The organism is Bradyrhizobium manausense (assembly GCF_001440035.1).
Lineage (GTDB): Bacteria > Pseudomonadota > Alphaproteobacteria > Rhizobiales > Xanthobacteraceae > Bradyrhizobium > Bradyrhizobium manausense.
Genome location: NZ_LJYG01000023.1, coordinates 18,364 through 37,454 on the forward strand (window position 1 = coordinate 18,364; position 19,091 = coordinate 37,454).

Here is a 19,091-nt window from a genome sequence, read left to right on the forward strand (position 1 = left end):
CCTTGACGGCCTGGGGGCCGCAGGCCCCTTCTTGCGCGAAGGATCGTTACCTGAAAGGCCGAGACCCCCATTTTCTTTTGGGGGGTCGGTAAGCGCAGCGCATAGAGCCTGGTCCGCGAGCGGACGCGCCAACAGGATCGATTCTCACTCTCCCGACTCCTTAAGACGCACCCGCATCACGCGAGGCTAAAGAGCCCGAGGGCGGCACGAACCTCCCCCAAGGTCGTGTCGGTTATCGCCTGCGCCCGTTCGGTACCTTGCTTGACGATATCGAGAACATAGCTCCGTTCGCTTCCGTAGACACGTCGTCGATCCCTGAGCGGCGCCAGGACGGCTTGAAGAACTTCATTCAGCCGGTTTTCACGACGCTGTCCCCAAGACCACCACGCCGGTGACGATCCTTGAGCTCGGCAACGGCAGCTTCGTCCTCATCGAACGCATCGAGATAGGTGAACACGACATTGCCCTCGACACGTCCAGGGTCGGATGCCCTCAGATAGTCGGGATCGGTGAACATGCGGCTCACCGCATCCCGGATCTCGTCCGGCGTGGCGGACAGCGAAATGGCATTGCCTTGCGACTTGCTCATCTTTGCCTTGCCCCGATAAGTATGGCTTTGACCAGTAGTCGACAATCACAGACAAAGCGTGTTGCAACCAGCACGATCTTCTCAGGAAGTTACTTAGAAATAAGTGCAGATGATGTGAAGCAACTACGCGCGTACTCACGGTGAAGAGAACGGAAGGATCGTTTCGCCAAAAGATTGCCCTTGGTATACCGTTAGGACATGTTCGCCGCTAAAACTGAAACGGTGACTTTGACGCTATTCATCGTCTACCTGAGTCATAGGATTACGTGAGAGCAGTCCCCACTTCTTACTGCCTTTCTTCCGAGAACCCCGCGCGCCTTTAACAAAATGAGATACTGCCTCGTGTCGTCCTCATCTAAACCGATCAAATTGGCAAGCATATCTATTTCGGTCCATTTCTGAAGTTCAAGCTGCGCCCTCAGAAGGCTCATTGCGCTTCCATCGTAAGCTTCATCTTCATTTTTCTTGAGATGAGCGGTGAGCCACGTTGAAAGGAGCGTACCCGCTGTCCCTACAGCGGTCCCCAGTACAACCCAAGCTTCCCCTGCCATGCGCCCCTCCGATCTTGAGAATCTATCCTAGACCGGCCGCCAAAGGTTGCAAGAACCTATCCAAGAACAAGCTAGGCCATCGTGGCCGCAACATGCCCCGTTGCCAAAACATGGCTTCCTTGTCGCCATGTTCGTTCCACAACGCTTCCAGTTCATCAGCGTTCTTATAGGCAAAGAAGCCGCAAGGCTCTCCGCGCAGCCAAGCTTGGGCGGACGCTGATAGCGTCTGCCGCTTGTTCAGTTTGCGTTTACGAACGGGCATTAGCGATTGGCCGGCAATGCGGGCGGCGCGGTCTTGCCATCGGCGGCAAGGTCGAGACCAAGTTCGCGGAAGAGACGGGCCACAGCGAGCCGGTTATCGCGTTCAATCGCGACTTCTGTTCTCGCCCTAGGCGTCCCAAAGCGGTCGGTGTAGGTAAGGCCATGGGTCTTGATCGCCGCCCGTGCCTCCTCGATCCGGTCGAGAGCTTCGCAAGCCTTGGTCAGCAGAATGACGTGATGTTCGTCTAGGTCAAAGTCGCGCATGACATGCTTGAAGAACTCGCCCGACTCTTTTCGGAGATGTTTGGGCGCCGTACCGTTCGATTTCGTCATTAAATTTCCTTTCTAAAAATCTTGATTCAACGCGGGACCCCTGCATACGAATTTTCCCATGGGCCGGTTACAGCCTCTCATTTCCTTAAGATCGAAGCCCCCCTGACCACACATGGATGACGGTCCCGCTCGCAGGGTGACAGACCGGACTCAAGCGCTACCGAACGCGTGAATCGCGATGAATTTCATACCTTTCAAGGCGCTCAGCGCCAGCCTGTCGCTCACGTTCTCCCAGCCACAGGACCAGCAAAACCTAGGTGAAGATCGTAGCCGCGAGGCCAAAGCAGAGCCGTCGCATACCTTAACAACTACGGCGGCGACATTGCCGTTCCTGTCGCCTTGCATGCCGTGCCGCGAAATCACGTGATTTCTTGATCTACCGCAACCGTCCTCCCACAGCAGCCTCAAGGATGGCGTGATGACCATCGACTACAATGCAGAAGCTGCACGGCATCGGCACGTAGCCGAGGAATATCGAACGATGGCCTCCTGTACACCTGATACGCCGTTACGGCAGGCATATTTGCGGCTTGCCGACGACTATGACCTGTTGGCCAACAACGAGGACAGATTGGCTAGCAATCTCAAGCAGGTGCAGTAAGGCGGCTTCAGCGGCCAGAACCAACTTTCGTCCATTGCGTTATTGGCAATGGACCGCAACGCTTTAACAGCAACTAGCTCAGGCCGAGCGGTACGCTTCCTAGAGGCGCGCCGAACTATCGAGGCATACGACGACCTCAGAGAGGTCATTAGCAGGTTGCGGCGTCACGCTCGTCGGGCATCGTCCTGGGTTTGCAAACTGGATAGGTCCAAGAACCTCAATGAACTAGAAATGTTTTCCAGCCGGCGCGCTGCTCGGCGGCGAACATCGGCCCGATTCGTTGTGGAAAATAGCTCAATCACTTGAGACATTGCCGGCCTGCACAATTACCTACGGTAGCATGAACAAAAATATTTAATCATAGGTTAGCGCCGCGCATCACGCAGCTCGCCAGCATCAACGGGCTGGTCGCCTACCAGCCGGGCTAGCTTCGCCTTTTCAATCGCCAGCTTCGCGCGTTCGGGTTCAACGTTGTGGCCATCGTGTTCGAGTACATCGAGTAGAATCTCTTGGTCCTCGATGTGCCTGCGAAGCTCGCTTATTTGTTGCTGCAATTGCGTACCCTCAAAAAAATAAGCGTACCGTACCGTACCGAACTAGGCTTAAGAGGATGTCACCTGCCGAATTTCGATAGCCCGATTAACACCCTTGGCACGCGTCAGGTCTGAGTAAGCAACGCCTTTGTCGCCTGCTTTTTCAATGACCCGCAGAATGGCATTACGAAGCGCTTCGGAATCGCTGCCGACCATGTACTTGGCCGCTCCGTCCTCGATGGTTTCGATAGACCGCTGTACGATTGCATAGCCAAATTCGACGTCTTCGACTTCGACAACCGGCAAGGCAGGATTGCGTGATACGGCCCGAAGCGTCGCCAACTTCTGCGTCTGTTCTGCGGCACGGCCTATGATGCCCTCCTTTTCTGGGTGACTAACCTCCGTTCGGCTTGAGCATTCGCAGCCCGTTCAAGGTTACCAGCACGGTGGCGCCCGGGTCGGGCATCTTGCCGTCCTTAGCAAAGCGTCGTGGTCTGCCGCAGTTCTCTTCATGCCGGCTCCTCGGCAAGCAGCGCCAGCCCGGAATCCTTCCGGAAGAGTACGTAGAGGGCCGGCAGCACAAGAAGCGTCAGGATCGTCGAGGAGATGATGCCGCCGATGACGACGGTCGCCAGCGGCCGCTGCACCTCCGCGCCGGCGCCTGTCGCGATCGCCATCGGCACGAAGCCGAGCGAAGCCACCAGCGCCGTCATCAGCACGGGGCGGAGCCGCGTCACCGCACCCTCATGGACGGCCTCGATCACGGGCTTCCCTTCGTGCCTGAGCCGCTCGATGAATGTGATTATGACGAGGCCGTTGAGCACCGCGACGCCGGACAGCGCAATGAAGCCGACGCCCACGCTGATGGACAACGGGATGCCCCGCAGAAGGAGCGCCAACACGCCGCCCGTCAGAGCGAGCGGCACCCCGCTGAACACCAGAAGCGCGTCGGCGAGCGATCCGAAGCTCATGAACAGCAGCAGCAGCACCAGCAGCAGCGCCACCGGAACGACGATGGTCAGCCGCTTGGTGGCCGAGACCAGTTGCTCGAACTGGCCGCCCCAGCCGATCCAGTAGCCGGCTGGCAGCTTCACATTCTGCGCCACCGCATCCTGTGCCTCGGACACGAACGAACCGAGGTCGCGCTCGCGCACGTTGGCCGTCACGACGATGCGCCGCTTGCCGTTCTCGCGGCTGATCTGGTTTGGTCCCGGGGCGGACTCGACGGTCGCAACCGAGGCCAGCGGCACGTAGCGCGGCTGCGCTCCGAGAGCCCCCCACCAGGCCGTCTTCGTGATCGTCGCCGAACCGGGATCCTCGGCTGGCAAGGGTATCGGGATGGCTCGGATGGCCTCGATGTTGCCGCGCAGACGCTCCGGAAGTCGCACGACGATGTCGAACCGTCGGTCGCCTTCGAACAGCTTGCCGACGCTCTTTCCTCCAACGGCGATTTCGACGATGTTCTGGACATCCCCGACGCTGAGGCCATAGCGAGAGAGGGCCCTCCGGTCGAGCTTGACGGTGAGGATCGGCAGCCCGGCAACCTGCTCGGTCTTCACGTCGGTGGCGCCGCGGATGCCGTGGATCACCGCCTGAACCTGCTTGGCGGATCCCTGCAGCGCGTCGAGATCGTCGCCGAAGATCTTGACGCCGACGTCGCTGCGGACACCCGAGATCAGCTCGTTCACGCGCAATTGGATCGGCTGCGAAACCTCATAGTTGCCGCCCGGGATGTCGTTGGCCGCCCTCTCGATCTCCTCGATCAGTTCCGCCTTCGGCTTCTCCGGGTCGGGCCACTCGCTGCGCGGCTTGAGCATGATGTAACCGTCGGAAATCGACGGAGGCATCGGATCGGTGGCGACTTCGGCCGTCCCCGTACGCGCGAAGAACTCCTTTACCTCGGGCAGTTGCTGGATTCGCTTTTCCAATGCCATCTGCAGGTCGAGCGCCTGCGTCAGGCTCGTTCCGGGGATTCGGATCGCTGCCAGAGCGACGTCGCCCTCATCGAGGCTCGGTATGAACTCGCCGCCCATGCGGGCCGCCGCGAACACGCTCGCGCCCACGATCACGACTGCCGCGAACGCGACGACGCCACGCAAGGCTATCGCCCGCTTCAGAAGCGGCAGGTAGATGCGCTTGGCGGCCCGCATGAAGAGTTTTTCCTTCTCCGACACTTTGCCGGTGACCAGGATGGCGACGGCAGCGGGCACGAAGGTGATCGAGAACAGCGCGGCGGCGGCGAGCGCCATCAGAACGGTCAGCGCCATCGGCGTGAACATCTTGCCTTCGACCCCCGTCAGCGTCAGCACCGGCAGATACACCACCGCGATGATCAGCGTTCCGAACAGGCTGGGTTTGATGACCTCGGCCGAGCCGCGGCGGATCGTGTCGAGCCGTTCATTCAGGCTCAGTAGGCGGTCGTTGTCATGCTGCGCTTGGGCAAGCAGACGGAGACAGTTTTCGACGATGATGACCGCGCCGTCGACGATGATGCCGAAGTCGATGGCGCCAAGGCTCATCAGGTTGGCGCTGACCTTCGTCTCGAACATGCCGGTGACGGTCATCGCCATCGACAGCGGGATGACGCAGGCGGTCACCAGAGCCGCGCAGAAGTTGCCGAGGATCAGGAACAGAACCACGATGACGAGGATCGCACCCTCGACCAGGTTCTCCTCGACCGTCTTGACCGTCGCCTCGACGAGATGGGTCCGGTCGTAGACGGTGCGGGCAACGACGCCGTCGGGAAGTGACTTGGCGATATCGTTCAGCTTGGCCGCAACCCGCTGGGCAACCGCGCGGCTGTTCTCGCCGATCAGCAGCATGGCGGTCCCGAGGACCGTCTCCTTTCCGTCGAGGGTGGCGGCGCCCGTGCGGAGATCCTTGCCCTCAGTTACCTGCGCCACGTCCCTGACCCGGACCGGCACGCCGCCGCGCGATCCGATCACAATGTCCTCGATCTCGGCGATGTTCGCGACTTGGCCGGGAGTGCGGACGAGGTACTGCTCGCCGTTTTTCTCGATGTAGCCGGCGCCGACATTGGCGTTGTTCGCGGCGAGGGCCGTCATGACGTCGCGGAAGCCGAGCTTGTAGGCCATCAGCTTGCCCGGATCCGGTAGCACGTGGAACTGCCGTTCGAAACCGCCGATTGTGTTTACTTCGATGACGCCGGGGACGTTGCGGAGCTGCGGCTTGATGATCCAGTCTTGGATCGTCCGCAGATCGCTCGGCGTAAACTCCTTGCCGCCGGGCGCCTTGGCGCCCTGCTTGGCCTCGACCGTGTAGAGAAAGATTTCACCAAGCCCGGTGGCGATCGGCCCCATGGCGACCTCGACGCCGGCTGGTAGCTGATCCTTGACCTGCTGGATCCGCTCGTTGACGAGCTGGCGCGCGAAGTAGATGTCGGTCCCGTCCCGGAAGACGACCGTCACGTGGCTCAAACCGTAGCGCGACAAGGAGCGGGTGTATTCGAGCTTGGGCAGCCCTCCCATCGCCGTCTCGACCGGGAAAGTGATGCGCTGCTCGGTCTCCAGGGGCGAATAGCCGGGCGCCCGCGTATTGATCTGCACCTGGACGTTGGTGATGTCCGGCACGGCGTCGATAGGAAGCCGCGTGAAGTTCCAGCCGCCGAAGGCCACAAGCCCGAGCGCGAACAGGACCACAAGCCAGCGCTGGCGGATGGAGAATCCGACAATGTGCTCAATCATGCTCGGCCTCCCCCTTGCCCATCTCCGCCTTCACGACGAACGAGTTCTCGGCCACGTACTTCTCTCCCGGCGACATGCCGGCCCGGATCTCCACGAACTTCTGGTCCGCGTCGCCGAGCTCGACCGGGCGTGCCTCCAGTTTGTCGTCATCCTCGCGCACGAACACGACGGTCTTGTTCTCGAAGGTCTGGATCGCGCCGGCGCGAATGGCGACGCGCACCTTCCGCTCGGCCAACACCAGCCGGGCGCTCACGAACAAACCAGGCCGCAACCGTCCGTCCCGGTTCTGCAGAACCACCCGCGCTACGGCCGTCTGGGTCTCGCTCGCGCCGACCGGCGCGAGGTAGGAGATCGAGCCCTTGATGTCGCCGGCGCCATCGTCCGGATCGATCAGCACCTCGTCCCCGATGCGGACGCGCCTGAGATCCTGACGGTAGATCGACAGGTCGACCCAGATCGTCGAGAGGTCCGCGACGACGAAGGCCGGCTTCTGCTCTGAGACGTATTCGCCCAGCGAGATTTGCCGATCAATGATCGTGCCGCTGATCGGCGACTTGAGGTCGTACACAGTCAGGCTTTGATTGCTCTCGATGGACGCCAGCAGTTCGTCCTTGCCGACGATTTCGCCGATCCGCCTCTTGATTGCGCGTGAGATACCGGGGAAGCGCGGGGTTACCTGGACGACCGTCTCCTGATTGGCTCGCAGCACGCCGTTGAACGACAGGGTCTCGGTCAGGGTAGCCGGCCCGGCTTCGGCGAAGGTAGCACCGGCGGCCGCCAGCTTGACGTCGCTTATCACTATGCGGTCGGCCCCGTGCTCGTCCTTCTCAACGTGCTCGTTGCCCGCCTTCTCCCCCTTGGCCCCATTGCCTCCCTGCTTCGCCGTCTGCTCGGTCGCAGCGGGCGCGTCCTTGGGTGTGAACCAGCGATACCCGAAGGCACCTGCGGCGGCCGCGACCAATGCGAGGACGATTGCGCTTAAATTTCTCATCGTGAGCTCTCCCGCGCCAGAGCGAAGGGATTGCCGAGGAGTCCTTCGATCGTGGCAACGGCGACGTGATAGTTCTGCAGCGCCTCTTGCTCGCGCAGACGCGCCTGAGTGACATTGGCCTGTGCATCGAGCACTTCGAGCAAGCTGAAGCGGCCGGCGCCGTAGCCCTGTTCGATCTCGTTCGCGGCCGCCTGTGCTTTCGGGATGCCGGATTCGCGCAAGATCGAGAGCTCCTTCAGGGAGCCCTGGACCGTGTCGTAGGCTCGGCCTGCGACGACAATCAGCGTGTTGCGATTAGCCTCTCGCTCTGCCCGGGTCTTGGCGAGGCTTTCCTGAGCGGAAAGGATGTTGCCCCGGTTCTGGTCGAACACGGGGATCGGCACAGACAGGGTGAGCCGCACGGCGTCGTCGTTGGTCTCGTTGAAGTGACGCCATCCCGCCGCGAGACGAACGTCGGGGTAGGGTTTCAGCCGCGCCAGCAGGAGTTCGGCATTGCGCTGGGCGTAGATCGCGTTCCACCTAACCAGTTGCGGGTTCGCGTCGATGGCGGCGATCACCGCCTGGAACGACGGCGCCCGGGTGGTGGCATCCAGCCTTCCGGAGACGCCGGCGAATTTCGGCGACGTGTCGCCCATGAGCACCGCCAGTTCGCGGCGGGCGCTCGATAGACTTGCCTTGGTGCGCTCGCGATCGGCCTTCACCAAGGCCGCTGCGACTTCCGCGCGGCCGGTCTCGGCAGGCGATGATGCGCCGGCATCCACTCGGCGCTGCAGCAAGGGCGTCAGGTGCTCCAGAGCGGCGACCTGCTCGTCCAAAATCTGTATCCGCCGCTGCAGTCCGAGCACATTGAGGAAAGCGATTGCCGTCTCCGACAGGATCTGCAGGCGTACCGCTTTGCGCTCGATCGCAGCTCCCTCGACGCCCGCCTGGCCGGCGGAAATCCGTGCCTCGCGCTTGCCGAACAGCTCGAAAAGCTGGCTGATCTGCAGCGTCGTCTCGGCCGACTTCGTGCCACGATAGATGCCTGATCCGAACGAATTGTCCTGCTCATAGGACAGTTCCGGATTGAGCAGCGCGCCCGCCTGGATGCGTTGACCGCTGGCGATCCCGATGTCGCGCTCGGCGGCGGTCAGGCGCGGGCTGGTCGCGAGAGCCCGCTGCAGCGCCGCCCCCATGTTGAGGCTCTGGGATTGCGACACCGCCGTCAGCCAAGGGCTGACCAGCAATGCCGTCGCGCACGCGAGACGCGTGACGCACTTTGAGAACATGATGAAAACCTGACAATAGACGGAATCAGGGCGCGGCGCGCCCGGCGGTCAGTCTCAGGTCAGGAACTTCGGGGGCGGCGGATCGATTCCGGGCGGCAACCCACGTCTCTCGAGCTGCAGCGTGGGTACTACCTTGACGGTGGGCATCAGGGCTACCGCCGCAACTACAGGGGCCGGAACGGAGACGGAGAAACAGCCGTGACAATGATGGTCCGGCAAGGAGCCCTTGTCGGAATGACCGGCGCCTTTTTCGGCGAGCGAGATGACGGATTTGGACGACGAATTCGTGACGTCCAAGTCGCACACGCCGTGCAGCGCGCCAGCGACCAGGTACATCGCCAGCACGATAGTGGTCATCGCACCCCGCAGCGAGCGCGGCAAAACATGGCCAAACTTAAGGGCTGACTGGGCCACTTGGCATTCCGGTTCATCGGCAGACAACCGAGTACCACGCAGTGCAGCGACGTGTCGACCCGCAATATTATAACGTCGCCGAACAACCTGCACGCAATCGCGCGGGGAGGCGGCGTTGCAAGCTGGAGACCGTCAAGCTTCCGGCAAGACAGCGCATCTCGGAACCGTCAGGAAAACTTAAGACGCTGCTGCTTCTATGCAGCAATCGCCCTATAACCCTCGACCGGGAGGGAAGAGATGTACACATCCGAGATGATCCAATACGCAGCGCCGGGAAAAGGGGCCCGAAGCGCCCCTGCAGCGGGCCGTGGAAGGACGGTTGCGGGATCTCTTTCCTCAACAGGATCGGCTCGGCTAGAGGGCCGGCTCGGCGCCCGTCGGTGACGGCAAGCCGGACATCATCTTGGCCGGCTGCTCACCCGAAGTGGTCGCCCTCGACCACAAGGACCCCAGGTCCAGAGCGCTCCTCGCGTATCTAAGGACGGCACGCAAGGCCAAGCTCGCGACCATGTCCTCTAAGCTCGGCTACGATGCGAACCTGGTCAGGCGGTCGATCGAGGGTCTAGTCGAGTCCGGCATCGTCCTCTCCGAGGACGATAGCTTCGTGATGTCCGCCCCCGTGGAGATCGGTGCTTCCGGAGATCGCGACGGTCGAGGCGAAGGCGGGCCGAGAACCGCAAGTTCGGAACGTCCGCGGTCGTCGCACCCGCTCTCCCGTACGAAGCGGCGCGGCCCGACATCGAGGCGCTGAATTCTAGGCTCTTCCGCGCGGCGAAGAAGGCGGGCGACGCCATCGGCGAGCCGACCTACGGCACCGTCGCCACTTCCCACTCTCTCTCGAACATGGATCTGGTGGAGAGGGCGCTCTCGAGTGCGACCGCGGAAGACGCCTCCGGGTGGTATTTGACGTTCGAGTTAAAGAAGCAGCGGCTGCCGACTGACCAAACGCAATTCTAGTTCTCGCTTAATCGAGTCAAGTCCTCGGATTAATGAGCAAGAAAAAGAGGCCGCTTGATTCACAAGCGGCCCAAGTCCAGGGAGGAAACGCCCAAGGAGGGCAGGATAGCAAAGTGCTACCGCATTGCAATAATACGCCACCGCACTGCACACGCAAGTAGTTTTGTTAGCTGGAGCCCTGTCCATCGAGGGCCGACGGCGGCCATGATGTGGAGATTTCATATTGCGCTTAGGCAGAGAAACTTTTTTGCTCTTGGAAGGGAAAAGAGAGCCCGTTCTGACAAACTGCACACCACGAGAGAGGTTTCAGCTCGGCAACGGCGATGAGTTATGCGGGATTTTGCATAGATGACGTGATCAAGCGGCGTGTTTAACTCGACCCGTTTTGTGTTCCACACCAGAAAGCTATATTGCTGCGGATTGCGGTGATGCCGTTGGCAGATTCGGCCGTGACGGCAATCGACTCTTTCCTCTGCACTATCCGCGCCGAACCAAATGTCGGCAATGCGACGCATGGTGCGCAGACGCAAATCTTCTGCGTTCGGCCCGTCGTTTGCTTCTGTACCTCTGGCATCTGCGATGAGGCGGAACGGTGATGTGTAAGGAGTGGACCTGCTGTCCCTGGTCCCTCCCTCGGTGATGACACCGGATTGCGTGTGGTTCGACACAGTCCGTATCGTCGATACGCCAACCACGCGATTGTTGGGTTTGAGACAAATTTCTGCATTCGAGGCGCTCACCCGATACGGGGCACTTGAAGAAGGTAATTTTCAAGCGGCACGCTGCTTGCTTCATACGCACCGCCGTCGCCCGACGCCACTTCACGGCGCTGGCTGAAAAACGGGAAAACGCAGCGGAGTACATAATGAGATATGGAGTTCGTTCTTGCGGAGCCGCAATGATTGCGCCCTTCGCAAGCTGCGCAGCCAATTCGGTGGGCTTTGGGCCAGCATTGAAGTTGCCGCCACCTCTGTGGAGCTGATCGGAATATATATGGCCACGTAGGTCGGATGATTACTACCGGACGTATTTGCCCCCATGGCAACGTCCTCGACCACCGTGTTCTCGTGGCAAGTAATTTTTGGTCGACAAGATGGGGCAACTGCAGGTGTTCGTCGCTGAGTACGGCCTGATGCGAACGCAGCAACTACCGCCCGGACCTCACTCCGTACTAAGGATTCCGATCCAGCCCGACGCGGCGCCGGCGACGAATAACGATGTTGCGGCTCGTTGCGACTGCACGGTCCCGCAAGCACCAAAGCTCAGGCCTGAACGCGGCTGAATTGGACAACGCTTGCCCTCTCCTCAATCTGAGTGCTCTGCAATGATATCGCGCGAGACACTCGGGAACGGGGGCGAATCCTTTAAGGCACGAGGAAAATCGGCCGCAAACGGAAGACTTTGCAATTTTCAAGGCGACTTCGAACGATCGATCGAAACGAGCGAGCCGTCGCTGGCCTCGGCGCTTTCTAACCCTTTTGAGAGTTGCACACCCGGCCGTGCGAGGCGCTGCCTGCGCTGGATCGATCCGCGGCTCTGTTCTAGCCGTGCTTTTGGGGCACGCGCCAAACTGCTCTTTCGAAGGAAAAGGCGCATGGGAAACCGTTACATGCCACATATCGGCATGGTTGCATTGGCGAGTCAGCAGTATCTGGCGATCGCGTTCATCTATTCGGCCATTCCTGTGATCCTTCGAGGCAACGGCGCCAGCCTCGAATCGGTCGGCTTGTACAGCACGGCATTTTTTGCCTTCACCGTTAACTTTCTTTGGGCCCCGGTCGTGGATCGACGGAGCCTCAACCGTCTCGGACTGAGGCGTTCATGGATCCTGTTGACCCAAGTCGCCACGACCGCCGTGCTTGCAGCGATGGCATTTTTGAATCCGAGAACCGATTTTGTGGCGATCTTTCTAGTTTCTCTGGCGCTTGCGACCTTCGCCCGCCACACAGCGGATCGCAACGTTGGGCTACATAGCGGAAGCCCTAGATTCCGGCGAACGTCCGCTCGGCGCTGCGCTGCTGGGCTGGGGCAGGGTCATCGGCCACGTGATCGGTGGCGCGGTTTGCCTTCAATTGATCGAGATTGTCGGTTGGCGCCCGGCTTTGCTGAGTTTAGCAGTGGTGTTAGCCGCTTTCGCTGGATGGGTGTTTGCGATTCCTGAACCGTTCCTTTGCAAAGACCTATCGCGTTCGCCGCAGCGCCTGTCTATCTTCGCGATCTTACGTAACAACGGCCTGTGGACGACGGCCGCATTGATCGCGCCCGGCGTTATCGGGATCGCTGTGGCGTTCGCAACGGTGCAGCTGCGGCTCGTTGATCTCGGCTTTGCCGCGGCAGATATCGGATGGATCGGAGCGCTCTCGAACGTAGTGACGTATACTATCATGGCACCGTTGACCAGCGCGATCCTGGCCCGAATGGCGCCACAGCGGGGCTTGATCTGGGGCTGCGCAGTCCTTGCCATCGGATTTGGAGCGCTTTCGATTATCGATCGTTATGTCGACGTTCGCGTGAGCGCTGTAGGAAGTGTTGGGTTCGTATTCGCGGCACTCGCAGTCCAGCATGTCACATTCACAAATTGGTTTCTCGGACTCGCCCGGCCAGGCAAAGCGGGGACCGATGTCACGTTCCTGACTTCGGCAATGTCGGCTTTCGCACTGGCGGGCTTCGCGTCGAGTGGGTTTATAGCGGCGAGATTGGGCTATGGGGTCACGCTGATAGTGCCGGGGCTCGGCTATGCTCTTTCAGCCTTGCTCGCTGCAGCATTGCTCCGCCATTCTGCCACCGTAGCGCCTAAGGAGTAACTGGTGATTGGGCGCACGCACTAACCAACCGGAAGCATTTGGAATTCCCAAATCAGGCCGGGCTCCAAACTTCCTGCTGGTGAGGGAGGCCGGCAGGCATGGCGACACCATCTTCACGATAGCGGTTGGTCGCCGCCGCTGACGGCGGCATGTCTTGCTGCGAGCTGCGAAGCACTCTGGCGCGGACACGCCGAGATTCGATCCGCTGGGTGACGCAGGCGCGCAGCACGAAGCCTTGTGGACCAAAAACGCACTCGACATAGTTCGGCAGGAGTTCCCGTCCTTCAGCGTTTCTGTGTGGGACGACCTTTGAATTGCCGGCTTCGCGGCCGTCAACCCCCTACTCCCTGTAGTTGATGAAGTCGGCAACATGATCTTGAACCCCTTCGACAACATCCAAGTCGAGTCCGTCGAGTGATAAGGATTTTCCATCGAGATGATTTCGCTGCGCTCAGGCCCGCTCAGCTTGTCGCCGTCCACGGTCGCTCGTTCGAGTGGCTGGACATTCGCACCGAGACAGTCGCCCAACTGCGCGATCCAGTGACGCTCGAACGAGCGTGGGTGCCACTGGCTGCGATCACCGTTCCGGCGCAGCCAGAATGGGCGCCGACACATCCCGCAGTGGCGGAGGCCGATCGCCCACTTTGTAATTTTTTCCGTCGCTTCGTTCGTCGTAAAAAATCAGCTTCTCGCACCAAAGCGGACTGTCCTGAACGCCACAAGGTCAATCGCTCAGCCAATTAGCCTGACGACGTAACCAACCGGCTTCACAATGACGTCGATTGCGCCGTTCCGGATACGCACCACATCTCGGACCGCAACCCGCAAAATAGCCCCGGCTATCTCAGACGGGGGCATCCACTCTCGACGAATGTCAGGAGGCCGGTCTTGTTGCCTTGCGGATCGAAGTCATTTCACATCGGCTAGTCCCTAGTCAGCCGTACCCTTTGTGTGGTGATACAGAGCAGTTCCATTCTGTTGGGGGGACTTCTGTACCGATTTGCGAGGCTTCTGAAGAACTCACCCACATCCGCCGGTTCAATGGTAAATTCTCCGTAGTTTGGGTCGAAGAGCGTCACTATCTCGTCCGATGCTGATGTCGCAACTAAGTGATGTTCCTGTCGCCCATCGCGCTCGAAAGCCAAGCTGAGCAAATACGTCCTCCCATCGGACACGATCTTGTCCTTCAATTCCAAGAATTGCTCGGTATCGCCGAACGCGTACGTGATACCGTCGTTGGCTGGAAAAAAGCCCGCTTGCCTCAACAAGGTTGCCCGTGCCCTAAAATTGGCTTCAGCGCCTTCTACGCCGTCCTCTCGCAACGATCTAAAGTTATCTTCATACCGTTGTTGAGAGCTGGCCGCCGAGTGGTGGCCGTTCGATCCGCGTGACAGCGCAGTCATTCGTGATCTTGGGCTTTGCGCGAGATTGGGAAGCCATCCAGCCACGAGCCCAACGCAAATGTTTTGGACATTCGCATCGCGCAATTCAGCAGTCCTGTATTGAAACACAGAGGTGCTCATCCTTGCAGGGGAGGATGTATCGTTGGCCAGATTACTTGCGCAGCACCCCATTCCTTCGGGCAGATCCCCAGGCGGTAGATTCCTGTAGCGTGCAAGATCGCTAAGTTGTTTATCAAAGCCGTCGCTGTTGAATGAATTGTCCAATTCGTCATTCTGGCGCGGAAGAGTTGATGATTGGCCGATTCGATTGTGCATCTCGATTCTCGCCTCGCATGAAGGTTGCACCGTCCCATCACAGCGAATGATAGGCAGCAAGGCTGACGGCGAACTGACGGTGGCAGGTCTTACGAGCTTTGAGCTATACGGGGCCTAGACGACCTGACCGACAACCGCACCATTGGATTTGAGTAACAGCTGTATCAATGCACCGTTTCTTTCCAAGAAACGGCAATGGAGCATTCTATGGCGCGGCAGCCGGTCCTACCGCGTCACAAACGGTGATCTGTGTATCGGTCGAACTTGATCGCACGACAAGGGACATCTGGACGTCGTTCGGACGAGCCCACCGGCCGTTTGCGCCGCACTCAATATTTCGATGCACCGCTAGGCTTACGTGATGCCACTCATGATCCTCAGACAGCCTCATGCCTTCAGGTTCGCGACGTAACAGGTTGGAGCGAGGGTGCCCGCCCTCGTGAGTGGCTTTGAAAAGATCAGCGTGTGCCGATCGAGAGCCATCCGTTTTCCGGCGGATTTCGTCAGCCTCATTAAATTCAGGCCCATCCAATTCCGCGGTTAACGATACTGCGGAAAGCTGCCGGTCGTGTTCGATCAGCGCAAGGATTGGGTCTTCTTCGGCCGCGCGATAGCCTGCAAGACTTGCTGGCCCGACGGCTGGCCCTACTAGCGCGGCTCGGCCAGGTGCGAAGATCCGGACATTTGGCAGATCAACGCTACATGCGCGCGAATGGTCGATCCGACGTCATGACTGGGCCAGTGCAACAGGGATTGAGAGCCGCCTCAGTTATGAGGGTCGGGCTTCACAGCACGAGGCCCCGGTCTGCGAGCACCTGGTGCGTTAGCGTGCCCTTGATCTCGCAAGTGATTTCTTTGAGGATCTGGGCTCCGATTTCCCGCTCTGCATCGGCGTCGCCGGTCAGTTGATATTCGGCGAGCCGTTGCGCCAAGCGGCCTTGAAACTCACCGTCCATCGCATCGGCGAGCCGCCTCTGCGTCGCTGCGTGGGCTTCGGGTGCGATGCGATTCACCACCGTCTCCCAGGGCTGCCAGCGGGTTGCCAGATAGTCAGTGAATCCCGTCGTCTCTAGGTTTCGCACCAATATCTCGGCCGCGGCAATGTCGTGCTCTGTGACGTGGGCGACGGCGTAAAAGCGCATGTTGGGGGCGATGTGCCGCAGTTGCAGCGGCTCGCGCAGCTTGACCTGATAGGCGAGATAAACCTCAATCTCATCGACGAACCGGAGCGAACGGACCTTCTCGCGCGCAATCCCCTCCAACGCGTCCAAGCGGAACATGACGCGACCCTGTTGGAGGAGCTCGTCGAGCCGCTCGTCATAGGCCCCGTCCTCGACATCAGCGTTCAGACGTGCGGTCTGCATGCTGTTCCAGGTCAAAATGATGCGATCTTCGCAAGTCTCGTTCGCTCCGATGGCCAGCTGAAAGTATTGCTCGCGCAATCGCGGCCTCGTCGTTGCATGCCGTAGACCGTCTGCCACCGCCTGCCGGAACGCGGCATCACCATGGTTCACGGTGCCCGGCAGCTGCAACCTGTCGAGAAAGCGTGAATATTCCTGGGCACCCGGTTCATCGGCGAAGCCCTGCCACGCGACCACCAGCGCCGGCTCGTCCTTGAGCCAGGCCGCGACTGCCACGGCGAGGGGCCGCGCCTGACTTTCCGCCGCTCCGCCGCCCATCGAAAAGAAGACCTGCGGGCCGGCATAGCCCTCGACATTCATGGCTGCCGCGAGGTTGGTTCGCACCCGCTCTGGCAGCGGGTTCTCATCCAGATCAATGGTGCACTCTGAGCCCAGCTGCGTCAGCAGGGTCTCAGGCAGGCTGGTCAGCTCATTGTGATCGGCGTAGAGCGTCACGAGTCCAGCCGGGAGGGTGTTAGGCAAACTGGTCAGCTCGTTGCCGCTGATGTTGAGCCAATTGAGCTCGCTTGGGAGGGCTTCGGGCAGCGTCGTCAACCGGTTGCGGCCGGCGTCGAGCTGCCGGATTCCAGCCGGGAGGGTCTCGGGCAAACTGGTCAGCCGGTTGCCGCAGGCGTTGAGCTCCTGAAGCGTCGCCGGAAGGATATCGGGCAGACTGTCCAGCTGATTGTCGTCGACGTTCAGGCGCCGAAGTCCGGCCGGGAGGACGGGCAGGGCGCTCAGCTGATTGCCACTGACGTCGAGACTCTGAAGCGTTGTCGGAAGGGTATCGGGTAGGTTGGTCAGCTGATTGTTATAGATGTTCAGGCATCGAAGTCCGGCCGGGAGCGCGGCAGACAGGGTGGTCAGGGACAGCGATGAAAGATCCAGCGGCGGCGCCTGATCGACATTGACCACCTCCTCGCACAAAGCTCTCGTTCGTCTTACCGCCTCTTGCCGGTTCTCGTGTTCGCCCTGCCCCTCTTCGGCAGCCCAGCCTTCCAAGAGCCCGTGCAGTGACATCTCTCCGGTGGCGGGGGCCTGAGGGTTGGTTGGATTGCCGGCAGGGCTGGAGGCCCGCGCTCTGGTCAAGGCCCCCACCCACTCCGTTGTGGCGCGGGCGAGACCGCATAGGCAACCCTGCCGATGGGCTCGCTCGGAAGCTTCGGGTGTAATGCCAGTGCCCCGCTGGGCCCGCCCTGTGTCCATGAATGCCGCCTCTTAGGTCGCCAAAGGGAATTTGCTTTTCGCATCCGACAGCTGCCGTCGCAGACGGCGACAGTCCGCCGAACACGCCGCCAATTCACCCGCCGGCAGTTGCAGCCTGAACTTTGCACGTCCGTAGGGAATCTGGGCCGTCGAATCGCCTGATATTGTTAACGGACCATCCTATTCTCCCCTGCCAGATCGCGGAGAGATCAAGCGGGACCGGCCAGTTTCGATAGCCACATTCTGACGCTAAGGAGCTTTGCTGTCGGCAAGCTGACGGGTCTTGAATGAATTTCTTGGGAGAATATCTTTGTGTTCTCCCTTCGATGTCGACCACAATGGCTTCGTTCTCGACGTCTTGTCACTGTGCGTCAGCTACCCTGAAGCCACCTCGAGTTTTAGTCCGTTGGTGCGCGGGCCGAACACACCGATCGTCACAACGACGAACACCATTGCCCCCGCGATCAGGGCGAACACACCGGTCACACCGTAATCGCGGAGGCAAAACGCGTCAGGAAACCCGAAAACATCGCGCTGATGCGGCTGATCGAATAGACCACACCAATCGCACGGCTGCGCATACGCGTGGGGAACAGTTGCCTTGAGTATTATTCCAATGACCGCCATCGATGAGGCGGATCCCACCACGATCCACTTGCGCTCGATTCGCTCGGCGAATGACATCGAGACCAGCGGTCCAATAGGATTCGCGATCGCGATCACGAAGGAATAGAGCAGACTGTGCCGTGACGTTGATGCCCTTGGCGATCAGGAGGGTCGGAATCCAGCTTGCAAAGCCGCAGTATCCAATCGACTAAAAAAAGTTGAAGACCAGCATCATGATGGTAAGGCCTCGATATCGGGATTGCCACAGCTCGGCAAAGCTCACTTTCTGCTCCTGGACCACGGGAGGATGAGGCTCCGGTTCGGACAAAGACATACCGGTGCGCGCTACGATCTCGTGTTCAAGCCGGGAAACGATCGCGTCCGCCTCGGCAACACGGCCTCTCTGCGCCAGCCAGCGCGGACTTTCCGGCAAGCCGAGGCGGATGAACCAGACGGCCACCGCGCCCAGACATCCGATCCAGATGACCCAGCGCCATCCGTCAAAGCCTAGGGGAGCCGTCGGCACGAACCACCAAGCAACCAGCGCGACGGTCGGAACGACGGAAAATTGTATAGCCTGTAGGAAGGCAAACGATCTCCTGCGCGAATTCGCCGGCACGAGCACGGTCGTGTAGGAGTCGATCGTAACGATCTCGGCACCGGCGCCGATTCCCGTGAGAAACCAAAAGAAGAGAATCCGCCCTGCGCTGTGTTGACAGGCCAGCAAGGCGGCTGCTGCCATATACCAGAGCAGCGCGCCCGTGAAGACGGCCCGGCGCCCGAAGCGATCGGCCAATTGGCCAAACAGGAGCGTTCCGACGAACAGGCCGGCAAACATGGCGGCCACGAAAGCTCCCAGTCCGGCGAAGCCGAAGAAATTCGTAGTCGAGGTCGTGAAAATTCCGCTTCTGACGAGGCCTGGTCCGATGTAGGCAGTGAAGAAGATGTCGTAGATTTCGAACCAGGCGCAGAGGCCGACCATCAAGACGAGCTTCCAGATCGGCCGGCTCATCGGAAGACGGTCAAGGCGCGCATTGATCATAGCCGCAGCCGATGGGTTATCGGTGTTCAAAGCCCTCACTCCGCTGCCATCCGCGGGTGTTGCGGTCGTTCGTGTCGCCGGCCCATGCATGCCCTTGATCATCCCTCTGCCTC

General features: G+C 60.2%; 16 protein-coding genes and 1 pseudogene. 4 read left to right on the top strand and 13 right to left on the bottom strand.

Annotation, left to right across the window (positions count from 1 at the left end; genetic code table 11):
* Positions 1 to 349: 349 nt before the first annotated feature.
* The 3 genes from AOQ71_RS47160 to AOQ71_RS04570 form a co-directional block, all read right to left on the bottom strand.
* On the bottom strand, positions 350 to 589 hold the full coding sequence (locus AOQ71_RS47160) for a hypothetical protein (protein WP_057742479.1): 240 nt from the start codon (positions 587 to 589) through the stop codon (positions 350 to 352).
* Between the two features lie 254 nt (positions 590 to 843).
* Positions 844 to 1,140 carry a hypothetical protein gene (locus AOQ71_RS04560; RefSeq protein ID WP_057742486.1) on the bottom strand — a complete coding sequence of 99 codons (297 nt, stop codon included), beginning with the start codon at positions 1,138 to 1,140 and terminating at the stop codon, positions 844 to 846.
* 261 nt (positions 1,141 to 1,401) lie between these two features.
* Entirely contained in the window at positions 1,402 to 1,665 is a 264-nt protein-coding gene (locus tag AOQ71_RS04570) for a P27 family phage terminase small subunit (RefSeq protein ID WP_245316709.1), read from the bottom strand.
* Positions 1,666 to 2,152: 487 nt separating this feature from the next.
* Between AOQ71_RS04570 and AOQ71_RS44775 the strand changes: the two genes are divergently transcribed.
* Positions 2,153 to 2,335: a hypothetical protein gene (locus tag AOQ71_RS44775; RefSeq protein WP_157083376.1), complete on the top strand. Its 183-nt coding sequence runs from the start codon at positions 2,153 to 2,155 to the stop codon at positions 2,333 to 2,335.
* 365 nt (positions 2,336 to 2,700) lie between these two features.
* On the opposite strand, the gene AOQ71_RS04575 is transcribed toward AOQ71_RS44775, so the two are convergent.
* From AOQ71_RS04575 to AOQ71_RS04600, 6 genes are all read right to left on the bottom strand, one after another.
* Positions 2,701 to 2,889 carry a hypothetical protein gene (locus AOQ71_RS04575; RefSeq protein WP_057742493.1) on the bottom strand — a complete coding sequence of 63 codons (189 nt, stop codon included), beginning with the start codon at positions 2,887 to 2,889 and terminating at the stop codon, positions 2,701 to 2,703.
* 48 nt (positions 2,890 to 2,937) lie between these two features.
* Entirely contained in the window at positions 2,938 to 3,210 is a 273-nt protein-coding gene (locus AOQ71_RS04580; RefSeq protein WP_157083377.1) for a hypothetical protein, read from the bottom strand.
* 167 nt (positions 3,211 to 3,377) lie between these two features.
* Positions 3,378 to 6,572, bottom strand: coding sequence for an efflux RND transporter permease subunit (locus AOQ71_RS04585; RefSeq protein ID WP_057742498.1), 3,195 nt, complete (start codon positions 6,570 to 6,572; stop codon positions 3,378 to 3,380).
* Entirely contained in the window at positions 6,565 to 7,563 is a 999-nt protein-coding gene (gene ihpB, locus AOQ71_RS04590) for a divalent metal ion exporter adaptor subunit IhpB (RefSeq protein WP_057742501.1), read from the bottom strand. Before ihpB ends, AOQ71_RS04585 begins: the two co-directional genes overlap by 8 nt.
* Positions 7,560 to 8,831: a divalent metal ion exporter subunit IhpA gene (gene ihpA, locus AOQ71_RS04595; RefSeq protein ID WP_057742503.1), complete on the bottom strand. Its 1,272-nt coding sequence runs from the start codon at positions 8,829 to 8,831 to the stop codon at positions 7,560 to 7,562. Before ihpA ends, ihpB begins: the two co-directional genes overlap by 4 nt.
* Positions 8,832 to 8,885: 54 nt before the next feature.
* Complete coding sequence (locus AOQ71_RS04600) at positions 8,886 to 9,245, bottom strand: hypothetical protein (RefSeq protein WP_245316710.1); 360 nt, start codon at positions 9,243 to 9,245, stop codon at positions 8,886 to 8,888.
* Positions 9,246 to 11,826: 2,581 nt separating this feature from the next.
* On the opposite strand from AOQ71_RS04600, the pseudogene AOQ71_RS50140 reads away from it, so the two are divergent.
* From AOQ71_RS50140 to AOQ71_RS44780, 3 genes and pseudogenes are all read left to right on the top strand, one after another.
* Positions 11,827 to 12,066, top strand: a pseudogene (locus AOQ71_RS50140) (hypothetical protein); the annotation flags it as partial.
* Between the two features lie 97 nt (positions 12,067 to 12,163).
* Complete coding sequence (locus AOQ71_RS42570) at positions 12,164 to 13,006, top strand: MFS transporter (protein WP_245316711.1); 843 nt, start codon at positions 12,164 to 12,166, stop codon at positions 13,004 to 13,006.
* Positions 13,007 to 13,420: 414 nt separating this feature from the next.
* Complete coding sequence (locus AOQ71_RS44780) at positions 13,421 to 13,750, top strand: hypothetical protein (protein WP_157083379.1); 330 nt, start codon at positions 13,421 to 13,423, stop codon at positions 13,748 to 13,750.
* A 179-nt stretch (positions 13,751 to 13,929) separates the two neighbouring features.
* Here AOQ71_RS44780 and AOQ71_RS04615 read toward each other — a convergent pair whose 3' ends face one another.
* The 4 genes from AOQ71_RS04615 to AOQ71_RS42020 form a co-directional block, all read right to left on the bottom strand.
* Positions 13,930 to 14,724, bottom strand: coding sequence for a YopT-type cysteine protease domain-containing protein (locus AOQ71_RS04615; protein WP_057742511.1), 795 nt, complete (start codon positions 14,722 to 14,724; stop codon positions 13,930 to 13,932).
* A gap of 785 nt (positions 14,725 to 15,509) precedes the next feature.
* Complete coding sequence (locus AOQ71_RS04620) at positions 15,510 to 17,330, bottom strand: NEL-type E3 ubiquitin ligase domain-containing protein (protein ID WP_057742513.1); 1,821 nt, start codon at positions 17,328 to 17,330, stop codon at positions 15,510 to 15,512.
* A 375-nt stretch (positions 17,331 to 17,705) separates the two neighbouring features.
* Positions 17,706 to 18,014: a hypothetical protein gene (locus tag AOQ71_RS47165; RefSeq protein WP_245316712.1), complete on the bottom strand. Its 309-nt coding sequence runs from the start codon at positions 18,012 to 18,014 to the stop codon at positions 17,706 to 17,708.
* 130 nt (positions 18,015 to 18,144) lie between these two features.
* Positions 18,145 to 19,080 (bottom strand): MFS transporter, encoded by a 936-nt coding sequence (locus AOQ71_RS42020; RefSeq protein ID WP_245316713.1) that lies wholly within the window; start codon positions 19,078 to 19,080, stop codon positions 18,145 to 18,147.
* Between the last annotated feature and the right edge of the window lie 11 nt (positions 19,081 to 19,091).